Raw genomic sequence first — 20,599 nt, forward strand, 5'->3', positions numbered from 1 at the left:
CACGGCGGCCCCGGCGCGCGGCCTCTACGCTACCGCGATCCGGGTGACGGCCGACGGTGACGCGCGATCCGTGCGTCCATGGACGACAGGAGGTCCTGGAAGCGCGGATCGCCCCGGAGGGGATCCAACAGGGGGTCGCGCCGCACGAACGCCAGCCGGGGATCGCGCTCGCTGACGGCGCGCTGCAGCGCGGCGAACGCCGAGTCGGGCCGGCCGAGCTGCGCCCAGCCGATCGCCGCGTCCACCGCCGATCCGTTGTCGGTCCCCGCCTGCTCCACGAGCCACGTCCAGTAGCGCGTCTCGTCGGCCGCGATGGTGCGGGACAGCCGCTCGGCGGCCTGGATGGCCGACGGATCGTCCAGCGCCTCTCCTCGACGCGCTTCCAGCGCCACGGCCGCCGGGACGTCCTCCGAGGCGAGGTACGCGTGCCGGAGCGCCAGCCAGGCCGGCGGCAGCTCCGGATAGCGCTCGACCAGCTCCTCCAGGATGCCGATCGCCGCTGGGAGATTGCCCCCGGCGATCTGGCCGCGCGCGGCCCTCAGCATGACCACGGGCACGTCCGGCGCCTGCGGCGCGTCCGGGTGCTCCATCTGGAGGAGCGCGGCCCGACGTCCGAAGTCGGTGGCGGCGTGCAGCCACTCCTCGTCGGCGAACGTCGAGTCGATCCGCACCTGGATGCGCGTGTCCATGTCCCGCCCCGCGCGCTCCGCTACCCGCACCAGCGTGCGCAGCACGGCCTGGGCCTCGCTGGACGACGGATCCAGGGCGATGGCGCGCTGCACTTCGCTGGCCGCCTGCAGCAGGTTGTCCTCCACTGCCTCGCCTTCCATGGCCAGCAGCAGGCGGGTGCCCGCCAGCGACGTCCAGGCCTCCACGAAGCCGGAGTCGGCGCGGGCCGCCTCCTCGTAGTTCTCCGCCGCCGTGCGCAGCGCGTCCGGCGTCCCCTGCTCCTCGACGTAGCGCCCCCGCATCCAGGCGTCCTGGGCGTCGGCGCTGGCCGTCCGTACCACGGGTTCGTCGACCGCGGCGGGCGCCAGCTCGGCCTCGATGGCGGAGGCGATCTCGTCGGCCACACGGGCCTGCAGATCCAGGAGGTCGGCGACGTCCCCTTCGTAGCTGTCGGCCCAGACGTGCGCGTCGGTCGCGGCGTCGATGAGCTGGGCCGTGATGCGCACCCGTTCGCCGGCCCGCACCACCGATCCCTCCACGATCGCGTCCACGCCCAGCTGCGCCGCGATCTCGGGGACGGACAGGTCGGTCTCCGCGAAGCGCGTCACCGAGGTGCGGGAGGTCACGCGCAGGGTGGAGACGCGGCTGAGCGCGGCGATCAGCGCCTCGTGCATGCCCGCCGCGAAATAGGCTTGGCCCCCACCTTCGGAGAAATCCTGGAGCGGAAGCACGGCGAGCGCGCGGATGGCGCGTGCCGGGTCGCCCACGGCGCGCAGCGCGGGGGAGGCCTCCTGCGCGCGGGTGGGCGGCGGGTTCTCGAGGTCACGCAGCACCCACACCAACCCCGCTCCCACGGACAGGATCACGACGGCGGCGAGCGCGAGCCGGGCCGTGCGCACCGTGGCCGGATCGCTCCCGCCGGTGCGGTGCACATGACCGCGTGGACCGACGTCGTAGAGCCACCCGAGCAGCATCGCGACGGGGAAGCCCAGGATGGCGATGAACACCAGCGCGCGCAGCCAGGTGTCCGGCAGACCGAAGGCGGGCAGGATGAGCTCGGCCAGCGCCTGGAGCACCACGAACGCGCCCGCGCCGTATGCGAACGCCACGCGCCAGACGCGGCGGCGCTTGAGCTCGGCGAAGAAGCGGTGGGGGCCCTGACCCTCGGTGGACATGCGTGCGGTACCGGGCCGGACGGGCGGGGTTCCTCGGACGCGCGGGGTCGGGCGGCGGCCTTCCGGCGCGCCCGCTCCGTCAGGGCAGGACGAGGTCGACCCGGCGGCCCTGTCGGACGACCGTGAGCGGATAGGGCGGGCGAGACCCGGCCAGGACCCCACCGAGCCCGTCGGGATCGGACACGGCCCGACCCCCGACCTCGACGATGACGTCTCCCGGGCGCAGACCCGCCTCCGCGGCGGGAGCGCCCTCCACGGCGTCCAGCACCAGCGCGCCCTGCCGGACGCCGAAATACTCCTGCAGGCCCGGGTTCAGCGGCACCAGATAGGCTCCGGCCAGGTACCGGCGCCCCAGGTAGGCGTAGGGCGTGATGGGGCGCTGACCGGGCACCGCGACGGTCACGACGGAGTCCGGCAGCGGACCCAGTCGCTCCATCGCGCGGGTGGCGAGCTCCTGCTCCATCTCCTGCAGCCGGGCGCGCGCCCGCTCGATCTCCGGCTCCAGCTCCGGTCCGCGCGGTAGCGCGAACCAGCGGCCGCGGAGCAGGCGCCAGAAAGAGACGGCCTCGTCCTGCGGGTTGGCGTGGAGGCCTGTCATGTCGTCCAGTTGCTGGCGCAGCAGGTCGATGTCGCTGACGAGCGCCTCCACGTCCGGCGTGCGCAGCACTCGCACGTGCGGACCGTCGGTGCCGGCCCAGGTCCAGGTGGTGGGGCCGCTGCCGTCCTCTTCGAACTGGAGCATCACCGTGACGGCGCGGCCTTCCGATCCGCGCACCCGCACCATCCGCGGCTCGGTGGTGGGGGTGCGGGGCTCGGCCGGAGGCACACCCCGCAAGGCCCTCCAGGTCGCCGGCCGGGCGCCTTCGGACAGGACCACGAAGACCTGTCGCTCCTCGTCGGCCCGTCGGGGCTCGTCCGCGATGCGCGGCAGCGTGCTGGGTCGCGCGCCGGCGGTGACCGAGGACCGGACCCGCTGCCCGGCCCGCTCCACGTCCAGGATCACGCGGTCGCCGACGCGCAACGATCCGATCGCGTCGATCAGGCGCTCCTGCGAGGCGGGCGCGCCGTTGATCCCCACCACGAGGTCGCCCGCCTGGAGGCCGGCGCGGGCCGCTCCGGTCCCGTCCACCACGTCCTCGATGAGGATGCGCGTGGACACCGAGCGCCCGTCCTCCACGGTGCTGATCAGGTTCAGGTTGACGCCCAGCCAACCGGATCCGGCCGTCGCGCCCGGTTCCCTGACGACGGCCTGCTGGCCCGCCAGACGTGCCGCTGCGCCCGAGGCCGCCACGCCCAGCGCCACCAGCGCCAACGCCGTCCGGACCGTGCCCCCGCTCATCGCCGGAGTCGCCTCAGTACCAGTTGTCGTCCCGGCCGCGCCCGGCCTGGCTCACGACCGCCTGTCGTTCGGCCAGCGCGTTGACCAGGATGCCGTTGATGAACGGATCGTACGGCGCGGAGCGCAGCGCGCTGCGACTGGCCTGGACCAGCAGGTCCAGCGCCTCGGCGCGGCGCGCCGGGTCCAGCGACGCGCCCGGGTCTCGACCCGTGCGCTCCGCGAGCTGCCGGTAGCGATGCAGCGAGCTCACGTACTGCTGCTCCGTGCGCTCGACCAGCTCGGCGGCCTCGTCCAGCGAGGCCACGCTCGCGACGTCGATCGGCGTGCCGCCGGGCGCATTCGCGGCCAGCGTGGCGCGCGTGACCCCGCTGCCCGCCACACCGCCCCCCAGGAAGAGGACGAGCGCGGCCGCGAGCCGGGTCCACCCCGACGCGAGGGAGGGCACGCGGATCCAGCGGGCGTGCGGGGAGGTGATCAGCCCTTCGGACAACAGCCGGGCCTCCAGATGCTCCCAGTCGCCGGCCGGCGGCATCATGCGGGGGAGCGCGGCCAGGTCCCGGGTCTGGGCCTTCAAGGTCTCCAGCTCCGCGGCCCACTCCGGATGCGCGGCCAGGAGCGCCCGCTCGTCGGCGGTCGGTTCCCGGTCCACCAGCTCCGCGATCCACTCCAGATTCACAGGCTCCATGCTTCCGCTCCTGACGGCCCCGCATCGGCGCGGGTCGGGGCCAGCATCGTGCGCATCTTCGCGCGCGCCTTGAACAACTGGGACTTCGACGTCCCCGCCGTGACGCCGAGGAGATCGCCGATCTCCTCGTGGGTGTAGCCCTCCACGTCGTGGAGGATCAGGACCTGGCGCATCCCCTCGGGCAACCGGTCCAGGGCGCTCTCGAGGCGCCGCTGCAACAGCGCGTCCCCCCCACCGGGGGCGACCGGGATCGCGTCGGGCATCGGCTGCTCCCGCCGGGTCCGGGTCTCCGCCTTGCGCAGTGCCTGCAGCGCCGAGTTGACCGCGATCCGGTGCAACCAGGTCGAGAAGCGCGAATCCCCCCGGAACGTCGGGAGGGCCCGGATCGCCCGGATCCACGCCTCCTGGGCGTAGTCGTGCGCCAGGTCGTCGTCCGCCGCGATCCGGCGCACCACGGCGTAGACGCGCGGCGAATAGCGCTCGTAGAGCGCCCGCACCGCGCGCCCGTCGCCATCACAGGCACGGCGGATCAGCTGGGCTTCACTCAACCTGACGTCCGGTGGTCGGGGATCCGTCTCCTAGGACCCGGAAGCCCCCGCCAGGGTTGCCTCCGACCCCTCGGGTCGGTAACTACGGGGGCTCCCACCGACGGGGTGGGAGCGCTGTGCGGCCGGGGCCCCGCCCGCACGGGGCCTCGACCCCCGACCGCGCATGATCGCCTTCGAATCCCTGACCAAGCGCTACGGCGACCTCACCGCCGTCTGGTCCCTCTCCCTGCAGGTGTGGCCCGGCGAGGTGTACGCGCTGCTCGGACCCAACGGGGCGGGGAAGACCACGGCGCTGCGCTGCCTGGCCACCCTGCTGGAGCCTTCGCTGGGCACGGCGCGGGTGGACGGACGCGACGTCCGGGAGGATCCGCACGAGGTCCGGCGCCGCATCGGCTTCCTGGCCGCGTCCATGGGGCTCTACGAGCGCCTGACCGCGCGCGAGATGGTGCGCTACTTCGCGGAGCTGCACGGCCTGACCGGCACCGAACGCGACGCACGCGTGGACGAGACCGTGCGGATGTTCGGGATCGAGCCCTTCCAGGACCGCTACTGCGGCAAGCTGTCGACCGGCCAGCGCCAGCGCGTCTCGATCGCGCGCGCCATCGTGCACGATCCGCCGGCCTTGATCCTGGACGAGCCCACCCTGGGCCTGGACGTGTTGAGCGGCGAGACCATCTACGCCTTCATCGAGGCCGAGCGGCGGCGCGGGAAGGCCATCCTGTTCTCCACCCACCAGATGGCCGAGGTGGAGCTTCTGGCCGACCGCGTGGGCGTGCTCTCCCGGGGCAAGCTGGTGGCGGAGGGGACGGTCGAGGCGCTGGTCGAGCGGACGGGCGAGGCGAACCTGGCGCGCGCCTTCCTGCGCTTGTTGGAGGCCTGACGTGGGGCGCGCCTGGACGGTCTTCCTGAAGGAGCTCAAGGAGACGCTGCGCGACCGGCGTACGCTGCTGATCATGGTGGTGGTGCCGGTCCTGCTCTATCCCGCCCTGATGATCGCCTCCGAGCAGCTCGCGCTGTTCGGGATGCGCCAGCTGGAGAGCGCGCCCGCGCGCGTGGCCATCGTGGGGGGGGACGAGGCGCTCGACGCCTTCCTGGCCGGTCGTGAAGACATCGCGCGTGTGCAGCTCGTGGGGACCGAGCCGGTCGAGGCCGTGCGCGCGGGGGACGTGGCGGCCGTGGCGGTCTTCGGCGAGCGCGACCGGTCCGGACGGGAGCCGGCGGAGGCCGCGCTGCCTCCCGAGACGGATCCGACCCCCATCACGCGTGACGTGCTCCTGCTGTTCGACGCGGCCGACGACCTGTCGCGCCGTGGTCGGGACGTGCTCGCCGGCGCGCTGGGGGATTTCGAGGAGGGCGTGCTGGAGCGGCGGCTCACCGAGCGCGGGCTGCCGGCCTATTTCGCGGACCCCATCCACGTCGCGGATTCGTCCGTGGCGCTGCCGGAGGAGGTGGGCGGCTACGCGCTGGGCCGCTTCCTGCCCATGCTGCTGATCGTGATCACGCTGCTGGGCACGTTCTATCCCGCCATCGATCTGGCCGCGGGCGAGAAGGAACGCGGTACGCTGGAGACGTTGCTCACCGCCCCCGTGCCCTCACGCGAGATCGTGACGGGGAAGTTCCTGACGGTGGCCGCGGTGGGCGTCGTGGCGGCGGGACTCAATCTGCTGAGTATGCTGCTCACGTTCCAGACGGGGCTGTTCCAGTTCGCGGGCGCGCTCGACATCGAGTTCTCGGTGCCGCTCGACCGGCTCATCGTGATCTTCCTCACGTTGATCCCGCTGGCCGTGTTCTTCGGATCGCTCTTCCTGGGCGTGGCCGTGCGGGCCCGCTCGTTCAAGGAAGCGCAGAATGCGCTCACGCCGATCTACATGATCGCGCTGATGCCGGCGTTGCTGCCGCTCTTCCCCGGCATCGAATTCACCCCCGCCATGGCGGTGGCTCCGATCGCGGGTGTGGCCCTGTTCTTCCGCGAGCTCATGGGCGGCAACGCGCCGGTGCTGCTCGGTCTGGTCGCCGTCGGCTCCACCGCGGTGTACGCCTGGGCCGCGCTGGCCTTCGCGGCCGCGTCCTTCGGCAGTGAGGACGTGCTGTTCGGCGGCGACTCCGGCAAGCGCGGGCCCCTGCGCAGCCTGTTCACGCGCGGCGCGCGCGGAGCGGGCCGTGCCGTCCCGACGCTCGGGGAGGCGCTGCTGTTCGTCGCGGCGGTCGGGGCGCTCTTCTTCTACGTGGGGATTCCGCTGCAGGCCCGCTGGCTGGAGCGGGGGCTGCTCGCCACCGAATGGGTGCTGCTGTTCCTGCCCGCGGTCCTGTTCGTGGGGTTCGGCCGCTACCGGGTCACGGAGACGCTCTCGCTGCGGCTCCCGACCGGACGTCAGCTCCTGGGCGGCGTGTTGTTGATCGCGGGGGGCACCCCGATCGCCTGGGTGCTGGCCTGGCTGCAGTCGTTCGTGCTGCCGGTCCCCTGGGATCTGGTGGAGGGCCTGAGTGATCTCGTCAGCGCCGACTCGCTGGGACGGCTGCTGTGGCTGCTCGCGCTCATCGCGGTGACGCCGGCCTTCTGCGAGGAGATCGTCTTCCGGGGTGTGTTGCTGGGCGGTTCGCGCCGTCGTCTGAACACCGCGCAGGCGGTGTTGCTCAACGGTCTCGCGTTCGGTCTGTTCCACGTGAGCACCGAGACCGTGTTCCGTCTGCTTCCCACGGCCTGGCTGGGCTTCGTCCTGGCCTGGACCGTCTGGCGCACGGGCTCGCTCGTGCTGAGCGCCCTGATGCATTTCCTGAACAACGGCACCATCGTGCTGCTCGCCTTCCTGCCGGCCACGCGGGCCTGGCTGAGCGCACCGGACTTCCGACCCCCGGTCTGGTTGATCCTGATCGGGCTGATGTCCTTCACGACCGGCATCTATCTGCTCTCGCAGGAGAGGGCGCCCGTCCCGGCGCCCGATCCCGATCCCGTCCTCGACGAACCCGAGACCCTGCCATGACGTCCCGTCTACGCGGCGCCAGCCACCTGGAAGACACGAAGAGCGGAGAGATCCTCGACAGCGAGCAGCTCGTGGGGCTGGGGCCCTCGGGGAAGCCGCTGTTCGCCCGGTACGACCTGGACCAGATCGCACCCGGCTTCCAGCCGGACGACCTCGCGGGTCGGCGCGCGGACCTGTGGCGCTACGCCGAGGTGCTGCCGGTGCGGAATCCGGACTGCATGATCCAACTGGGCGAAGGCTGGACGCCGCTTCTGGACGCCCCACGCCTGGCCACGCGCCTGGGCATCCGCCGCGCGTGGGTGAAGGACGAAGGGCAGAACCCCACGGGCAGCTTCAAGGCGCGCGGGCTCTGTCTCGCGGTCTCCCGGGCCAAGGAGCTGGGCGCGCGCGAGCTGGCGCTCCCCTCCGCCGGCAATGCCGGCTCGGCCGCGGCGGCCTACGGGGCCGCCGCGGACATGCCCGTCCACGTGGTCGTCCCGCGCGACACGCCGGCCCCCATCGTGGAGGAGATCCGCGCCCTGGGCGCGGATCTCCAGTTCCTGGACGGGCTCATCACCGACTGCGCCAAGGTGGTCCGCAAGGGCGTGGAGGAGCACGGCTGGTGGGATCTCTCCACGCTCAAGGAGCCCTACCGGGTGGAGGGCAAGAAGACCATGGGCTACGAGATCTACGAGCAGCTCGGCCTGAGGCTGCCCGACGTGATCGTCTATCCGACCGGGGGCGGAACCGGTCTGATCGGCATGTGGAAGGCGTTCGACGAGATGGAGCGCATGGGGTGGATCGGCTCCGAGCGTCCCAAGATGATCTCCGTGCAGGCGGCGGGCTGCGCGCCCATCGTGCGGGCCTGGGAGAACGGCGTCGAGGACGCCGGCATGTGGGAGGGGGCGGCCACGTACGCGTCGGGGCTGCGCGTGCCCGGCGCGGTGGGCGACTTCCTGATCCTGCGCGCGGTGCGGGAGTCGAACGGCGCGGCGGTGGCCATCCCCGACCACGAGATGGAGCAGTGGGTGCATTGGATGGGCGCGGACACCGGTGTGTTCGCCGCGCCCGAAGGGGGCGCGGTGGTGGCGGCGGTGCCTCGCCTGCTCGAGTCCGGCGTGATCACGCCGGAGGACGAGGTGGTGTTGTTCAACACCGGGTCGGGGCTCAAGTACGTGGGGATGACGCCGGTGGACTGAGGGGGGTTGCCAAAGCGGCTCCGGGGGGGGGTAGGCTGCGCATAAGCGACAGTCTGCTCTCCCCCCAAGGAGAATGGTCATGCTTCGCGCTCTCGCTGGTATCCTGCCCTTCGCTGCCCTCCTGGTTCTCGTTCCTTCGAGGCTCACAGGTGCCGACGCGGGGTCGATCAGGGCACCCTTGCCGTGTTCCGCCGACGCGCCGTGCGACACATGGGATCCGGATGTGTGGTGCTACAACAACGGAATTACGTGGCAGTCGGCGTGCACAGGCGGGATGGAGTGGTGCGACGGCCACTAGGAATCGGTGGCGAGGGTGGCCCGACCGCCGAGGTCGTCCGCCCTCGCCCCATCGTCTGATCCGACGGAGCAAGCAGTGGCCAGGAAGGCAGTCTCACGATCCCAGGTCCGCGACACGCTGTGGCGCGCGCGGCCCTGCCAAGCAGTGGCCCATGCCGTTTGTGTTCTTTCCGGAATCACCTGGTGGACGTTGAGCGCCGAGCAGGGCGACGCACAGGTGGTTGGGGGTCACGAGCCAGTCGAATGGGGGATCGCCGATAGACCCCGACTGGAGATCGGGGGAAGCGATCGAGGGCCGACCTCCTTCGGCGCGATCGTTGGAGTGCTGCGCCTCGCGACCGGCGCGATTGTCGTGGGCGACGGAATGGCGCGAGAACTCCGGTTCTTTGATCCTACCGGTGGACATCTCGCGTCGGTCGGCGGCAATGGGGAGGGTCCCGGTGAATTCCGGACCATGCGCCCTCCGCTCGCCTGCGCCGGCGACACGATCTGGGTGTGGGACCCGGCCTTGGGTCGCGTCTCCCTGTACTCGGCGGAGGGGACCTTCTTGAGGCAGGAGACGCTTCCTCGCACGGACTACGACACCGAATGGGCGCCGTGGTCCTTCGCCTGCAATGACGGCGGGGGATTCGCGGTGGTAAGCCGCAGCGCTCTGCAGATGGTTCCTCGGCAAGAGGGGCCCATGAGCGTGGACGTCCGCGTCGAGATCACGTCGCCCCGGGGGGACGTCGTGCTGGGGCCGTTTCCCGGCGAGGAGGCATACGCAATCGACGGGATGATCGCGCCCAGACCGCTGGGGCGTGCGACGCGCGTCGCGTTGGGGGCCGATCGGGTGTATGTGGGCGTGGCCGACCGGTTCAGCATCGATGTGTACGATTTCGACGGTCAGCTGCTGTTGACGGTCGGCGATGGCGCGGCGCCCATCGAGCTGACCGGAAGAAGGCAACAGGCGTTCATTGATGATGTCGTATCCGGAAGCCGCGATCCAGAGAGTTCGCGGCGGTTCTATCAACGGATCGACTTCCCCGACCGGCTCCCAGCCTTCGATCGCCTGATCGTTGACGATCAAGGCGACCTGTGGGTGCGCTCCTTTCCCGAGCCCGGGATGCCGCGTGCTCGTTGGCACGTGTTCGATCCAACCGGGGTCGAACGGGCACAGTTGCAGGTCCCAGTTCAGTTCGAGATGTCCGCCGTCGACGATACGTCCCTGCTAGGCATATGGACGGATGCAGCCGGGATCCAATCCATCCGCGCCTATGCCCTGACGCGTCGTTGACATCCGCTGCGGACCCCCTACCGCCACGCCTCCACCAGATCGACCGCGATGCGTCCCAACGAGGCCTCCAGCTCGAAGAAGTCCCCGGTGTTCTGGTTGGTGAACACGGAGACCACGGTGGGGCCGCCCTCGTAGTACAGGATGCCCACGTCGTTGCCGGCGTAGGGTGGCCAGTCGCCGGTCTTGTGGGCCACCGCCGCCTTGCCCCGCATCTGCTGCGGTAGCCGGGACGCGTAGAACTGGGAACGCAGGATGCCGATCATCTCGCGCGTGGAGGCAGGCCCGGCCAGCTCGCCGCGCTCCAGTTGGGTGAGCAGGCGGGTCATCTCGCGCGCCGTGGTCCGTCCCAGCCAGCGGGCGGAGTCCCCTTCCAGCGCGAACGAGCGGGCGGCGGCCCCTTCGTCTCCCGGGAAGCCGCGCTCGTAGACCTCCCGGTCGGAGAGCGACGCGAACGCGGGGTCGGTGTCGATCCAGGTCTCGCGGAACAGATCGCCGGTCGTGCGCAGCAGCCGCGTCTGTTCGTACCCCAACTCGGCCAGGAGGGCGTTGACGCGCGCCTGGCCCACCACGCCGATCAGGATGTCGGTGGCGGTGTTGTCGCTGGTGATGATCATCTGCGTGATCAGGTCCCGCACCGTGGGCTCCAGTCCCACCGCGAACGTCTGCAGCAACCCGCTGCCCCGGCGCAGCTCCTCGGGGCGGATCCGGTGGCGGGCATCCAGGTCCAGGCGGCCGGCCTCCGCGTCCCGGTAGGCCTGCACCATCACCGGGATCTTGATCACGCTGAGCGTGTTCATCGGCTCGTCCGCCCGTACGGCGACCGTGCGGCCGGTCGGGAGGTGCTCCGCGTAGAGGGAGGAGCGCGCGTCCAGCGCGTCGAGGCGCTCCCGGACCCGCGTCTCCAGGTCCGGCGCCTGGGCGGGCGGACCGGCATCGGCGGCCGGGGCACAGGCCGCGGCCAGGAGCAGGACCAGGGCGAACGGGGGACGACGGCGCGGCATGGCGGCCTCGGAGTCCGGGGTCGGTCGGGATCGGGCGGCTGGGCCCACTCTCGGGGGGCTGGGCCCACTCTCGGGGGCCGGGGCGGCCGGACGCAAGCCCCGCGGCGGCCCACGGGAGCGCCCAGCGTCAGCGCCTCGCCTGCCGCTTGCCCGGCCGCCTCCGCGCCCGGAGATTGGATCTTTCCGCAAACCAGGGCCCACGCACCGGGCCTGAACTCGATCCACGCCAGGAGGCTCTCGTGGCCGCCACCCGCAGACCTTCGCTCGTCCCTCTTCGTCGAGCCGCCCTGCTGCTCGCGGCGACTGCCCTGCCCGCCGGCCTCCAGGCCCAGGACGGGAACGGCGGTTGGAACGCCGAGCAGGTGCTGCGCGAGGAGACCTACGTCGCGCCGCCCTCGTCCATCGCCGAGGCCGTGCTCGCGCCTCGCTACCTCAACGTCACGCTCAACGAGCTGAGCCCGGACCACGCGCGCTTCTTCAACGCGATCGGCGACGGACCGGTGACGATGGACCGCTTCTCCAAGCCGTTCCACGAGCTGGGCGGGGAGTTCATCGACTACCAGGCCAACCGGGCCCGGGCGCTCACCATCCGCAGCGACGTGGGTCTGCAGATCATCTCCGCCACCGACGGCTCGGTGGTGGACGTCCAGATCCCGAACGGTGCACGCGTCTCGAACCCGTCCTGGTCGCCCGACGGGAGCCGCCTGGCGTTCTTCGCGCACCTCGACGACGCCACCCACATCTACGTGGCGGACGCGAGCGGGCGGAGCCGTCAGATCACCCGCTCGCCGGTGCTCGCGACCCTGTACACGGGCTTCGACTGGTCGGCGGACGGCCGCACGCTCGCCACGGTCCTGGTGCCGGAGAACCGGCCGGCCATGCCGCGGGAGAGTGACGTCCCCTCCGGGCCCCAGCTCAAGCTGACCACGGAAGGCGAGAACATGCTGCGGACCTACGCCAGCCTCATGGCCACGCCGCACGACAAGGCCCTGCTCGAATGGCACGCCACCGGCCAGGTGGCGCTGATCGACGTGGAGAGCCGCCGCGTCACCCGGGTGGGCACGCCCGCCATGGTGACGGATCTGGACCTCTCCCCCGACGCCCAGCACCTGCGGGTCACGCTGCTGCAGAAGCCGTTCAGCTACATCGTCCCCGTGCGCAACTTCGGCACCGAGGAGCAGATCTGGGACCGGTCCGGCTCGGCCCTGGCCACCGTGCAGTCGGACTCGCTCGACCTGGGCGTGCGGGATCCCTCCCGCCCGCAGAACAACGGGTTCGGCGCCAACGCCAGTGGACGTCGGGAGATCGCCTGGCGCGCCGACGGAAAGGGGCTGACGTTCCTGGAGCAGGAGCCGCGGGCTGAAGGGGACACCGCCGAAGCCGAGGCGTCCTCCGACGAGAACGGGCGCGCCCGTCGCAAGGACCGGGTGATGCTGTGGGCGCCGCCCTTCGGCGAGTCCGACCTGTCGGTGGTCTACGAAGCCGACAACCGCATCACCGCCCACCGCTTCTCGCCCGACCACGACTGGCTGTTCCTGTCCGAGCGACAGGGGCAGCGGGTGCACGAGTACGCGGTGGAGCTCGCCGCGCCGTCGGAGACGCATACGCTGGTGCGCTACGCCTCGGACGACTTCTACGCCAACCCCGGTACCATCCTCGGGCGTGACGGACGCGTGGGTGGAGGTGGCTTCTTCCGTCGCGGGCCACCCGCGGGGAACGGGGAGGTCGTGCAGATGTCTCCGGACGGCTCGTCCGTGTACTACGCCGGGACGGCCTACGCCAAGGATCCGATGGAGGAAGGCCCGCGCGCCTTCCTCGACCGCGTCGCCATCCGCACGGGCGAGAAGACCCGGGTGTACGAAGGGGACAACGACGACGTCTCCGAGCGCCTGCTGGCCGTCCTCGACGCGAGCGCCGGGCAGGTGGTCGTCAACCGGGAGAGCCTCACCCAGGTGGGGCAGTCCTACCTGCGGTCGGGCGCGCAGCTCACCCAGCTCACGGAGAACCGCGACTACACGCCGGACCTGACGGCCGCGCCCGTGGAGCGCTTCGTGGTGGAGCGGCCCGACGGCTTCCGCTTCCGGGTCACCGTCAACCTCCCGCCGAACTACCGGAAGGGCACCCGGCTCCCCGCGATGTTCTGGTTCTACCCGCGGGAGTACACGGACCAGGAGAACTACGACGAAGAGGCGCGCACCTACGACAAGAACGCGTTCCCGAGCTTCGGGACCCGCTCCATGGAGTATCTGGTCCGTCTCGGCTATGCGGTCGTGGAGCCGGACGCACCGATCGTGGGGCGCCAGGGCCAGATGAACAACAACTACGAGCACGACCTGCGCAACAACCTCGCGGCGGTGATCGACGAGCTCGACCGGCGTGAGATCATCGATCGCACGCGCCTCGGCATCGGGGGGCACTCCTACGGCGCCTTCTCCACGGCCAACGCGATGGTGCACACGCCGTTCTTCAAGGCGGGCATCGCCGGGGACGGCAACTACAACCGGACCTTCACGCCGCTGTCCTTCCAGAACGAGGACCGGATCCTCTGGGACGCGAAGGACACCTACCTGTCCATGTCGCCGTTCCTGTTCGCCAACAACCTCACCGGCGCGCTGCTGATGTACCACGGCCTGCACGACCAGAACGTGGGGACGGATCCGGACCACACGCCGCGCCTGTTCCACGCGCTGAACGGCCTGGGCAAGACGGCCGCGATGTACAACTACCCGTTCGAGGATCACGGGCCGGCCACGAAGGAGACCCTGTTGGACCTGTGGGCCCGCTGGACGGCCTGGCTCGAGGTCTACCTCGAGAACCCGGCTTCCGACCGGACCGTCAGCGACGACCAGGGCTGAGCGGACCGGGCGCACGCCCGGACCGCCGCCCGGCTGCACGAACGCCGTGCCCGCTCCCGCGGGCACGGCGTTCCTCGCTTCGCGGGTGCCCCAGGGTGTTCGTCGGCGGGGCCCGCGCCCCCTCTCGCGAAGCCTGCGCCGGGCTACCCGCCCGCGTAGACTGCGGCGCGCTCCGGCCGACCCAGCGCGGTGTAGACGTCCACCAGCAGACGGCGCACGTCCGCCACCTGGCCGTGCTCCTCTCCGAACGCGGCCTGGAAGACCGCGAGGGCCTCGAGCGCCGGAGCCTCCGCTGCGGCTGCGTCCCCCTTCTGCACCAACAGGCGCGCCAGGTTCTTGAGCGCCAGCCCCAGCGTCGGGTGCCCGGGTGCTTGCAGGCGACGCTGGATCTCCAGGGCCTCGCGCGCGTGGGCCTCGGCGTCCTCGAAGCGGCCCAAGCGGCTCAGCACCTGCGCGAGGTTGTTGAGCGGCGCCCCCACGTCCGGATGGTCGGATCCGTAGAGGGCCCGGCGCCGCTCCAGGACGTCCTGGAACAAGGCGGCGGCCTCCTCCAGGCGCCCCTGCCGGAAGTAGAGCGTGGCGAGGCTGTTGAGGTTGGTGGCCACCAGGGGATGGGTGTCACCGCGCACGCTGCGATTCAGGTCCACCGCGTCCCGCAGATAGGGTTCGGCCCGGTCCAGCTCGCCCAGCCGCACGAGCGTCAACCCGAGGTTGTTGAGCGCATTCCCGTAGGCGGAGACCGCATCCTCGTCCAGGCTCTCCAGGTCCACGCCGCGGTAGTGGTCCACCACCTCCTGGAAGAACGGGACGGCGAGTGCGTGGTCTCCGCGCGAGGCGTGGATCGCCCCGATCGACTGCGAGGCGTTGAGCGCCTGGGCATGGCCCGAACCGAAGAGTGCCTGGAAGTGGGCCCGGACGTCCCGGTACTCACGCTCGGCCGTCTCGTAGTCGCCTTGCTGCGTGTGGAGGAGCGCGAGGCCTCCTTCGACGGTGGCCACGTCTTCGTGGAGGTCGCCATGGAGATCCCTGCGAACGGCGAGTGCTCTCTGCAGCAGCGGCTCGGCCTCGGCGAACTGCCCCAGATTCCGGTAGGCCGTCCCCACGGTGACGAGCAGGTCGGCGTACACGTCGGGCTGATCGCTCAGCGCCTCCGCGCGCGCGGCGCCGCGCGCCAACAGGTCCGCTGCGGACAGACGCCCCTGCTCCTGGAACGGATCGCTGGCGTCGAACAAGGACACCAGGAACTCCTGTACCTCCTCGGCCCGCGTCAGGGCCACACGGACGCGATCGCGCTCGGCTGCCAGGCGTGCCGACTGCACCGCCATGGCGCCGGCGAATCCCCCGAGCAGGACCACGAACGCGGCCGCCGCAGCGACGCCCACACGATGTCGGCGCACGAACGTGCGCCATCGATACCGGCGTGAATCCGGCTGCGCCCACACCGGAAGGCCCGCCAGATAGCGGCGGATGTCCTCTGCCAGCGCGCCCGCCGAGGGATAGCGCCGGCCCGGCTCCTTGCGGAGCGCGGTGAGCACGATCTGGTCCAGGTCCCCCTTCAGGGTCTGCGCCAGACGGGCCGCGCCGGTGCTCCGTAGCGTGCCGATGTCCGTGGCCTGCTCCGACGCGATGCGTCGGGACGAGGCCCGCACGCCTTCGCTCGGGCGTGTGGGTGGCTCCTCGCAGACGCGGCGGTGGAACTCCAGCACGTCGGGCTCGTCGAGCCGGAACGGCGGTGCGCCGACGAGCAACTCGTAGAGGAGGATACCGAGCGCGTAGACGTCGGTGCTCGTGGTGATCGAGCCCCCGCGGAGCTGCTCCGGCGCCGCATACTCCGGGGTGGCGAGCAGGAGCTCCCGGGTCTGCGCGGCCCCCTCTGTCTCCGGATCGGCCAGCAGCTTGGCGATGCCGAAGTCCAGCAACCAGGGTCGGCCGTCCTCGTCGACCACCACGTTGGACGGCTTCAGGTCGCGGTGCACGACCAGGTTGGTGTGCGCGTATTGCACGGCCTCGCAGATCGTCGCGAACAGCGCCAGCCGACGGGGGACACTCAGGCCGTGCTCGTCCGCCCACGTGGTGACGGGCAGACCGTCGATGAACTGCATGACCAACCAGGGGCGCCCGTCCATCGTGGCGCCGCCGTCGAGGAGCGTGGCCACGTTGGGGTGCTGCAGCCGGGCCAGGATCTGCCGCTCGGCCCGGAATCGCGCCTCCAGGGCCGGCGTGGCCAGATCACCCCGGAGCACCTTGAGCGCCACCTGCTGCCGGTATTGCTCGTCGATGCGCTCGGCGCGGTAGACCTCGCCCATGCCACCCCGGCCGATGCGCTCCACGATCTCGTAGCGCCCCAGGCGGTGTCCGGGGGGAAGCGTCCCCGCAGCCGGGCCCTGCTGCATGCGGGGGAGCCGCTCGAGCACCCGCAGCTCGGCGGCTCCGTCCTCGCCGGCCAGCATCGCGTCCACCTCCCCCCGCACGGAGGGGTCGTCACAGACCCGGTCGAGGAAGGCGGCCCGCGCGTCCCGGGGCAGCTCCAGGGCCTCCAGGAAGAGCTCTTCGATGCGGGTCCAGCGGGTCTCGGACATGGAGGTCGATCTCCGGGTCGGGTCTCAAGCGGCGTCCGCCGGCCTGGGCTCTGCCAGGATCGCGACGAACGGCGGGTGAGGAGGTCTGCGTACGAAGGACTCCGCTGGACGGGCGTCGCGGGTGGAGCGGGACCCGGGAACGTCGGAGGCCGGTGGATCCGCTGGGATCCACCGGCCCCGGCCTTCGTGCGTCAGGTGCCTCCGTGGCCGCGCCCGGCCCCGAGGAGGCGCGGGCGCCCGGAGCGCCCACGGTGGAGCGCCCCGGGATCGCGGGCCGCGTCACTGCGTCACGTTGGATCCCTTGCTGTACTGCTTGAACCAGTCGCGCAGATAGAGCTGCGTGCGCAGGAAGTTGGACGGGCGCGAGCTCGTGCCGTGCCACTCGTCCTTGAAGCGCACCATGGCCGTCGGGACCTTCCGCAGCCGCAGCGCCATATAGAACTCCTCCGTCTGCGGCATCGGCGTGCGCAGGTCCATCTCGCCGGTCATCAGCATCGTCGGCGTCTCCACATTCCCCACGTACATGAGCGGGGAGCGGCGCAGGTGCTCCGACGGATCCTCCCAGGGCAGCTTCTCGAAGTTGCGGTACCAGCTCGGCCCGTCCGTGGTGCCCACGAACGAGAGCCAGTTCGTGACCGGGCAGTTGGCGGAGGCCGCCGCGAAGCGATTGGTGTGGCCCACGATCCAGGATGTGAGCACGCCGCCACCCGAGCAGCCGTAGACGAACATGTTCTGCTCGTCGATGTAGCCCTTGGCGATGACCTCGTCGACGCCCCGCATGAGGTCGTCGAAGTCCTTGCCCGGATACGCGTTCTTGATCGAGTTGCCGAACGCGCTGCCGTAGCCGGAGCTTCCCCGCGGGTTTGTGTAGAGGACCACATACCCGTTGGCGGCATGCTCCTGCCACCCGAAGTTGAAGCCCACGTTGTACATGCCGTGGGGCCCGCCGTGGATGGAGAGCATGAGCGGATACTTGCGCGACGGATCGAAATCCGGCGGCTTGACGATCCAACCTTCGATCTCGAAGTCGTCCACGGAGCGGTACTGGATCTCCTCCACCTCACCCAGGCGGACACCGGCCAGCACGTCCGCGTTGACCTCGGTCAGCCGCGTGACGCGGTCGGGCTGCCGAAGCGGGAAGGTGTAGATGTCCTCCGGATCGTTGAACGTGGTGATGGTCGCGGCCGCCACGCCGTTGGCGATCGAGCCCACGTCCACCATGTGATTCCCGCGCGTGACGGGCTCGACTCCACCGCGCACGGAAACGAAGTGCAGGTTGGACGCCCCGTCGTGGCTCACGTTGAAGTAGAGGCCGCTGTTGTCGGGGGCCCACATCAGATCGCCCGGGTCACGGTCGAAGTCGCCCGAGATCATGCGGGGCTGCGAGCCGTCCGCGTTCATCACGTAGATCTTGGACGTGATGTACGTGTCGTCGGTCCAGTCGTATCCGGTGTAGGCGATCAGGCGACCGTCCGGTGACGGCGTGGGGCTGTTGTCCGGTCCCCGCCGCGACGTGAGCTGCCGGATGGCGCCGCCGGCCACGTCCACGGCGTAGATCTCCGACTCGCGCCATTCGTGATCCGCTTCCTCGACGCGTAGCGAGCTGAACACGATGCTCCTGCCGTCGGCGGTCCAGCGCGGGCTCCGGTGGTTCCACTCGCCGTCCGTGAGCTGACGGGGCGTGCCGCCTTCGGCCGGGATGACGAAGACGTGGGAGTACCCGTCGTCGATGAAGCCCTGCCGGTCGCGACGGTACGAGAGCCGGTCCACGACCTTGGGGTCCTCCGTCCAGCGCGCTCCCTCCGGACGGGAGGGCAGCCGCACGCGCCATTCCGGCTCGTCCTCTACCGACATCGTGAAGGCCAGCCAACGACCGTCGGGCGACCACTGCAGGTCGGAGGCGGCGCGCTCGGTGCGGCTGATCTGGGTGGTGGCGCCCTCGTCGTCCATCCAGCGCACGAAGATCTGCGTGCCGGAGGGATCGCCGTCGTCCATGTACGCGATGCGCGTGCCGTCGGGCGACCAGCGGGGCGAGGAGCCGTCCACGAGGAAGCGGTTGCGGGTGCCGTCGGCGTTCATGATCCAGACGGCAGAGGCGCGCCGATCCCGCATCTGGTCCACGTACGAGCGGGTGTAGAGGATCTGGCGGCCGTCGGGGGAGAGGCGTGGTTCGGAGACCCATTCCCAGTCCAGGTAGGTCTCCAGTTGGAGCGTTCCTTGCGGACCCGTCTGGGCTGCGAGATCGGACGAGCCGACCGCGCCGGCACCCGAGACGAACATCAAGGAAAGAGCAAGCAACGAATGGCGGCGGTGCATCGTTCCTCCTGTTTCCGTGGGTCCGGGCAAGCTAGAGGCTGAGGCGTGGCTCAACCAGAACCCCCCGCGTGCCGGCTCCTCCGGCAGGAGGCCGCCCTGGTGGCGGCCCTCGTGGGGCTGGGGTACCTGCTGCTCCGCAACCAGCCCGAGCTCGCCCCGGGCGCCTTCGCCGACGACGGCGTCTACCTGGGGCTGGGGCAGGCCCTGGCGGCGGGGGACGGGTACCGCTCCGTCTACGCTCCGGGCGCGCTCCCGCACGGGAAGTATCCGCCCGGGCTTCCCCTGCTGCACGCCGTCCTGTGGCGGCTGGGCGGCGCCCTGCCGGCGGTGTGGGCGCTTGCCGGCGGGCTGAGCCTGGCGGCCACCGCCGCCGCCGGGGGCCTGCTGTGGTGGCTCGGCCGCGGGCGCCTCCGGCTGCCGGCCCTGCCGCTCCTGGTGCTGGGCGTGTGCCCGCTCCTGCTGGAGGGAAGCGTCCAGTACCTCCAGCTCCCGGTGTCCGAACCGGTCTTCCTGCTGCTCGCGGTCGCCGCCCTCGTGGTCTGGCCGGGGGCGGCCACGAGCACGCGGGCGGCGTTGGCCACCGGCGCCCTCCTCGGGGCGGCGGCGCTGATCCGCAGCCAGGGCCTGCTCCTGGTCGCCGGACTGCTCCTGGTCTTCCCCTGGCGGGCGGCGGGCGTCCGTCGGGCCGCCGCCCTTGTGGGAGTGGGCCTCGCCGTCCTGCTGGCCGGCATGGGGGTCCGGATCGCGGCGGCCGGGCCGACGCGTCCGGTCGAGCCCGATGAGCTGTCGTACCTGGCTGCGGGGTTCGGGGGCGTGGGGGAGGCCCTCGCGTCCGCGCCGGGCACCGTGCTGGCCAATACGATGACCTACGCCGAGGCGCTGTCGCGTCACCTGGCCGGTCCTCCGCTCGTGGGCGGCCTCCTGCTCGCGGCCTTCGCGGGGCTGGTCTTCGTGGGGCTGCCGGTCGTCGTCCGCCGGCACGTCGGTCTGGTCGCCGCCGTGGCCGGGCTCGGCGGGATCCTCCTCGTGTGGCCCTACGCGCAGGATCGCTTCGCGCTGATCCTGCTGCCGTTGCTGGGCCTGGTGGCCGCCGCGGGCGTGGAGCGCCTCGCGCCCCGCGAGCGGGCGGGGCGGGCCGCCGCCGCCTTCGTGGTGCTGCTCGCGGTCACGGCCGGCGTCGCGCACCACCAGGCCACCCTGCGCCGGGCCGCCCTGGAGGCCCCGCCCGAGGAGGCGCCCCGGTGGCATCCCGCCTGGTTCCTGCGGGAGAACACCCGCTATCTCGCCTCGGCGTCGGCCTGGCTGGCGGAGCACGCGCGGCCGGACGACCGGCTGCTGGCGCCGCTCCCGGCCGGGCTCTTCCTGCTCACCGGGCTCCCGGGGGCCAATGCCACGCCGTTCGAGGCCCGGGGCCGCCCGCTCTTCGATGTGCCGGGGGCCTACCTCGCCGAGCGCATCCGCGACCAGGCGCCCACGCTGCTGCTGTTGTGGGGATCCACCTATCCCATCACGCGTGATGCCGCGCTGCTGCAGTCCTCCTGCCCCGATGTCCTGCGCTACGAAGGCAGCACGGGCCCGCCGCTCGGGGTGGCGGTCTTCCGCATCGTGCCGGATTCCTGTTTCGCGGACTGGGCGCGCAGCCTCGAACGCTCGGGGGCCTGAGCTCCGACGCCCGTGGCGCGTGGCGTGGCGCCCGTCGG

The 20,599-nt window shown here is 71.5% G+C and carries 13 protein-coding genes; 6 read left to right on the top strand and 7 right to left on the bottom strand.

Annotated features, from left to right (window positions below; translation table 11 throughout):
- Positions 1-29: 29 nt before the first annotated feature.
- The 4 genes from R3E98_05295 to R3E98_05310 all read right to left on the bottom strand — a co-directional run bounded on the left by R3E98_05295 (position 30) and on the right by R3E98_05310 (position 4,416).
- Positions 30-1,844 carry a hypothetical protein gene (locus tag R3E98_05295; GenBank protein ID MEZ4422801.1) on the bottom strand — a complete coding sequence of 605 codons (1,815 nt, stop codon included), beginning with the start codon at positions 1,842-1,844 and terminating at the stop codon, positions 30-32.
- 79 nt (positions 1,845-1,923) lie between these two features.
- Positions 1,924-3,183, bottom strand: coding sequence for a PDZ domain-containing protein (locus tag R3E98_05300; protein MEZ4422802.1), 1,260 nt, complete (start codon positions 3,181-3,183; stop codon positions 1,924-1,926).
- A 13-nt stretch (positions 3,184-3,196) separates the two neighbouring features.
- Complete coding sequence (locus R3E98_05305; GenBank protein MEZ4422803.1) at positions 3,197-3,868, bottom strand: hypothetical protein; 672 nt, start codon at positions 3,866-3,868, stop codon at positions 3,197-3,199.
- Positions 3,856-4,416 carry a sigma-70 family RNA polymerase sigma factor gene (locus R3E98_05310; protein MEZ4422804.1) on the bottom strand — a complete coding sequence of 187 codons (561 nt, stop codon included), beginning with the start codon at positions 4,414-4,416 and terminating at the stop codon, positions 3,856-3,858. Before R3E98_05310 ends, R3E98_05305 begins: the two co-directional genes overlap by 13 nt.
- Positions 4,417-4,579: 163 nt before the next feature.
- On the opposite strand from R3E98_05310, the gene R3E98_05315 reads away from it, so the two are divergent.
- The 4 genes from R3E98_05315 to R3E98_05330 all read left to right on the top strand — a co-directional run bounded on the left by R3E98_05315 (position 4,580) and on the right by R3E98_05330 (position 10,148).
- The gene (locus R3E98_05315) at positions 4,580-5,296 is read left to right on the top strand and encodes an ATP-binding cassette domain-containing protein (protein MEZ4422805.1); all 717 of its coding nucleotides are present in this window, start codon (positions 4,580-4,582) and stop codon (positions 5,294-5,296) included.
- 1 nt (position 5,297) lies between these two features.
- Positions 5,298-7,397, top strand: a complete 2,100-nt coding sequence (locus R3E98_05320) for an ABC transporter permease subunit/CPBP intramembrane protease (GenBank protein ID MEZ4422806.1) — start codon at positions 5,298-5,300, stop codon at positions 7,395-7,397.
- The gene (locus R3E98_05325) at positions 7,394-8,575 is read left to right on the top strand and encodes a threonine synthase (protein MEZ4422807.1); all 1,182 of its coding nucleotides are present in this window, start codon (positions 7,394-7,396) and stop codon (positions 8,573-8,575) included. The genes R3E98_05320 and R3E98_05325 overlap by 4 nt, the downstream gene beginning before the upstream one ends.
- Positions 8,576-8,948: 373 nt before the next feature.
- Positions 8,949-10,148, top strand: coding sequence for a hypothetical protein (locus R3E98_05330; GenBank protein ID MEZ4422808.1), 1,200 nt, complete (start codon positions 8,949-8,951; stop codon positions 10,146-10,148).
- Between the two features lie 17 nt (positions 10,149-10,165).
- Here the strand turns inward: R3E98_05330 and R3E98_05335 are convergent, their stop codons facing one another.
- On the bottom strand, positions 10,166-11,149 hold the full coding sequence (locus R3E98_05335; GenBank protein ID MEZ4422809.1) for a serine hydrolase: 984 nt from the start codon (positions 11,147-11,149) through the stop codon (positions 10,166-10,168).
- A 239-nt stretch (positions 11,150-11,388) separates the two neighbouring features.
- Between R3E98_05335 and R3E98_05340 the strand changes: the two genes are divergently transcribed.
- On the top strand, positions 11,389-14,004 hold the full coding sequence (locus R3E98_05340) for a prolyl oligopeptidase family serine peptidase (protein ID MEZ4422810.1): 2,616 nt from the start codon (positions 11,389-11,391) through the stop codon (positions 14,002-14,004).
- A gap of 143 nt (positions 14,005-14,147) precedes the next feature.
- Here the strand turns inward: R3E98_05340 and R3E98_05345 are convergent, their stop codons facing one another.
- Positions 14,148-16,583 (bottom strand): serine/threonine-protein kinase, encoded by a 2,436-nt coding sequence (locus R3E98_05345; protein ID MEZ4422811.1) that lies wholly within the window; start codon positions 16,581-16,583, stop codon positions 14,148-14,150.
- A 279-nt stretch (positions 16,584-16,862) separates the two neighbouring features.
- The gene (locus tag R3E98_05350) at positions 16,863-18,899 is read right to left on the bottom strand and encodes a S9 family peptidase (protein MEZ4422812.1); all 2,037 of its coding nucleotides are present in this window, start codon (positions 18,897-18,899) and stop codon (positions 16,863-16,865) included.
- Positions 18,900-18,998: 99 nt separating this feature from the next.
- Between R3E98_05350 and R3E98_05355 the strand changes: the two genes are divergently transcribed.
- Complete coding sequence (locus R3E98_05355) at positions 18,999-20,561, top strand: hypothetical protein (protein ID MEZ4422813.1); 1,563 nt, start codon at positions 18,999-19,001, stop codon at positions 20,559-20,561.
- The last annotated feature ends 38 nt before the right edge of the window (positions 20,562-20,599 follow it).

This window comes from Gemmatimonadota bacterium, from assembly GCA_041390125.1.
Lineage (GTDB): Bacteria > Gemmatimonadota > Gemmatimonadetes > Longimicrobiales > Gaopeijiaceae > JAGQIF01.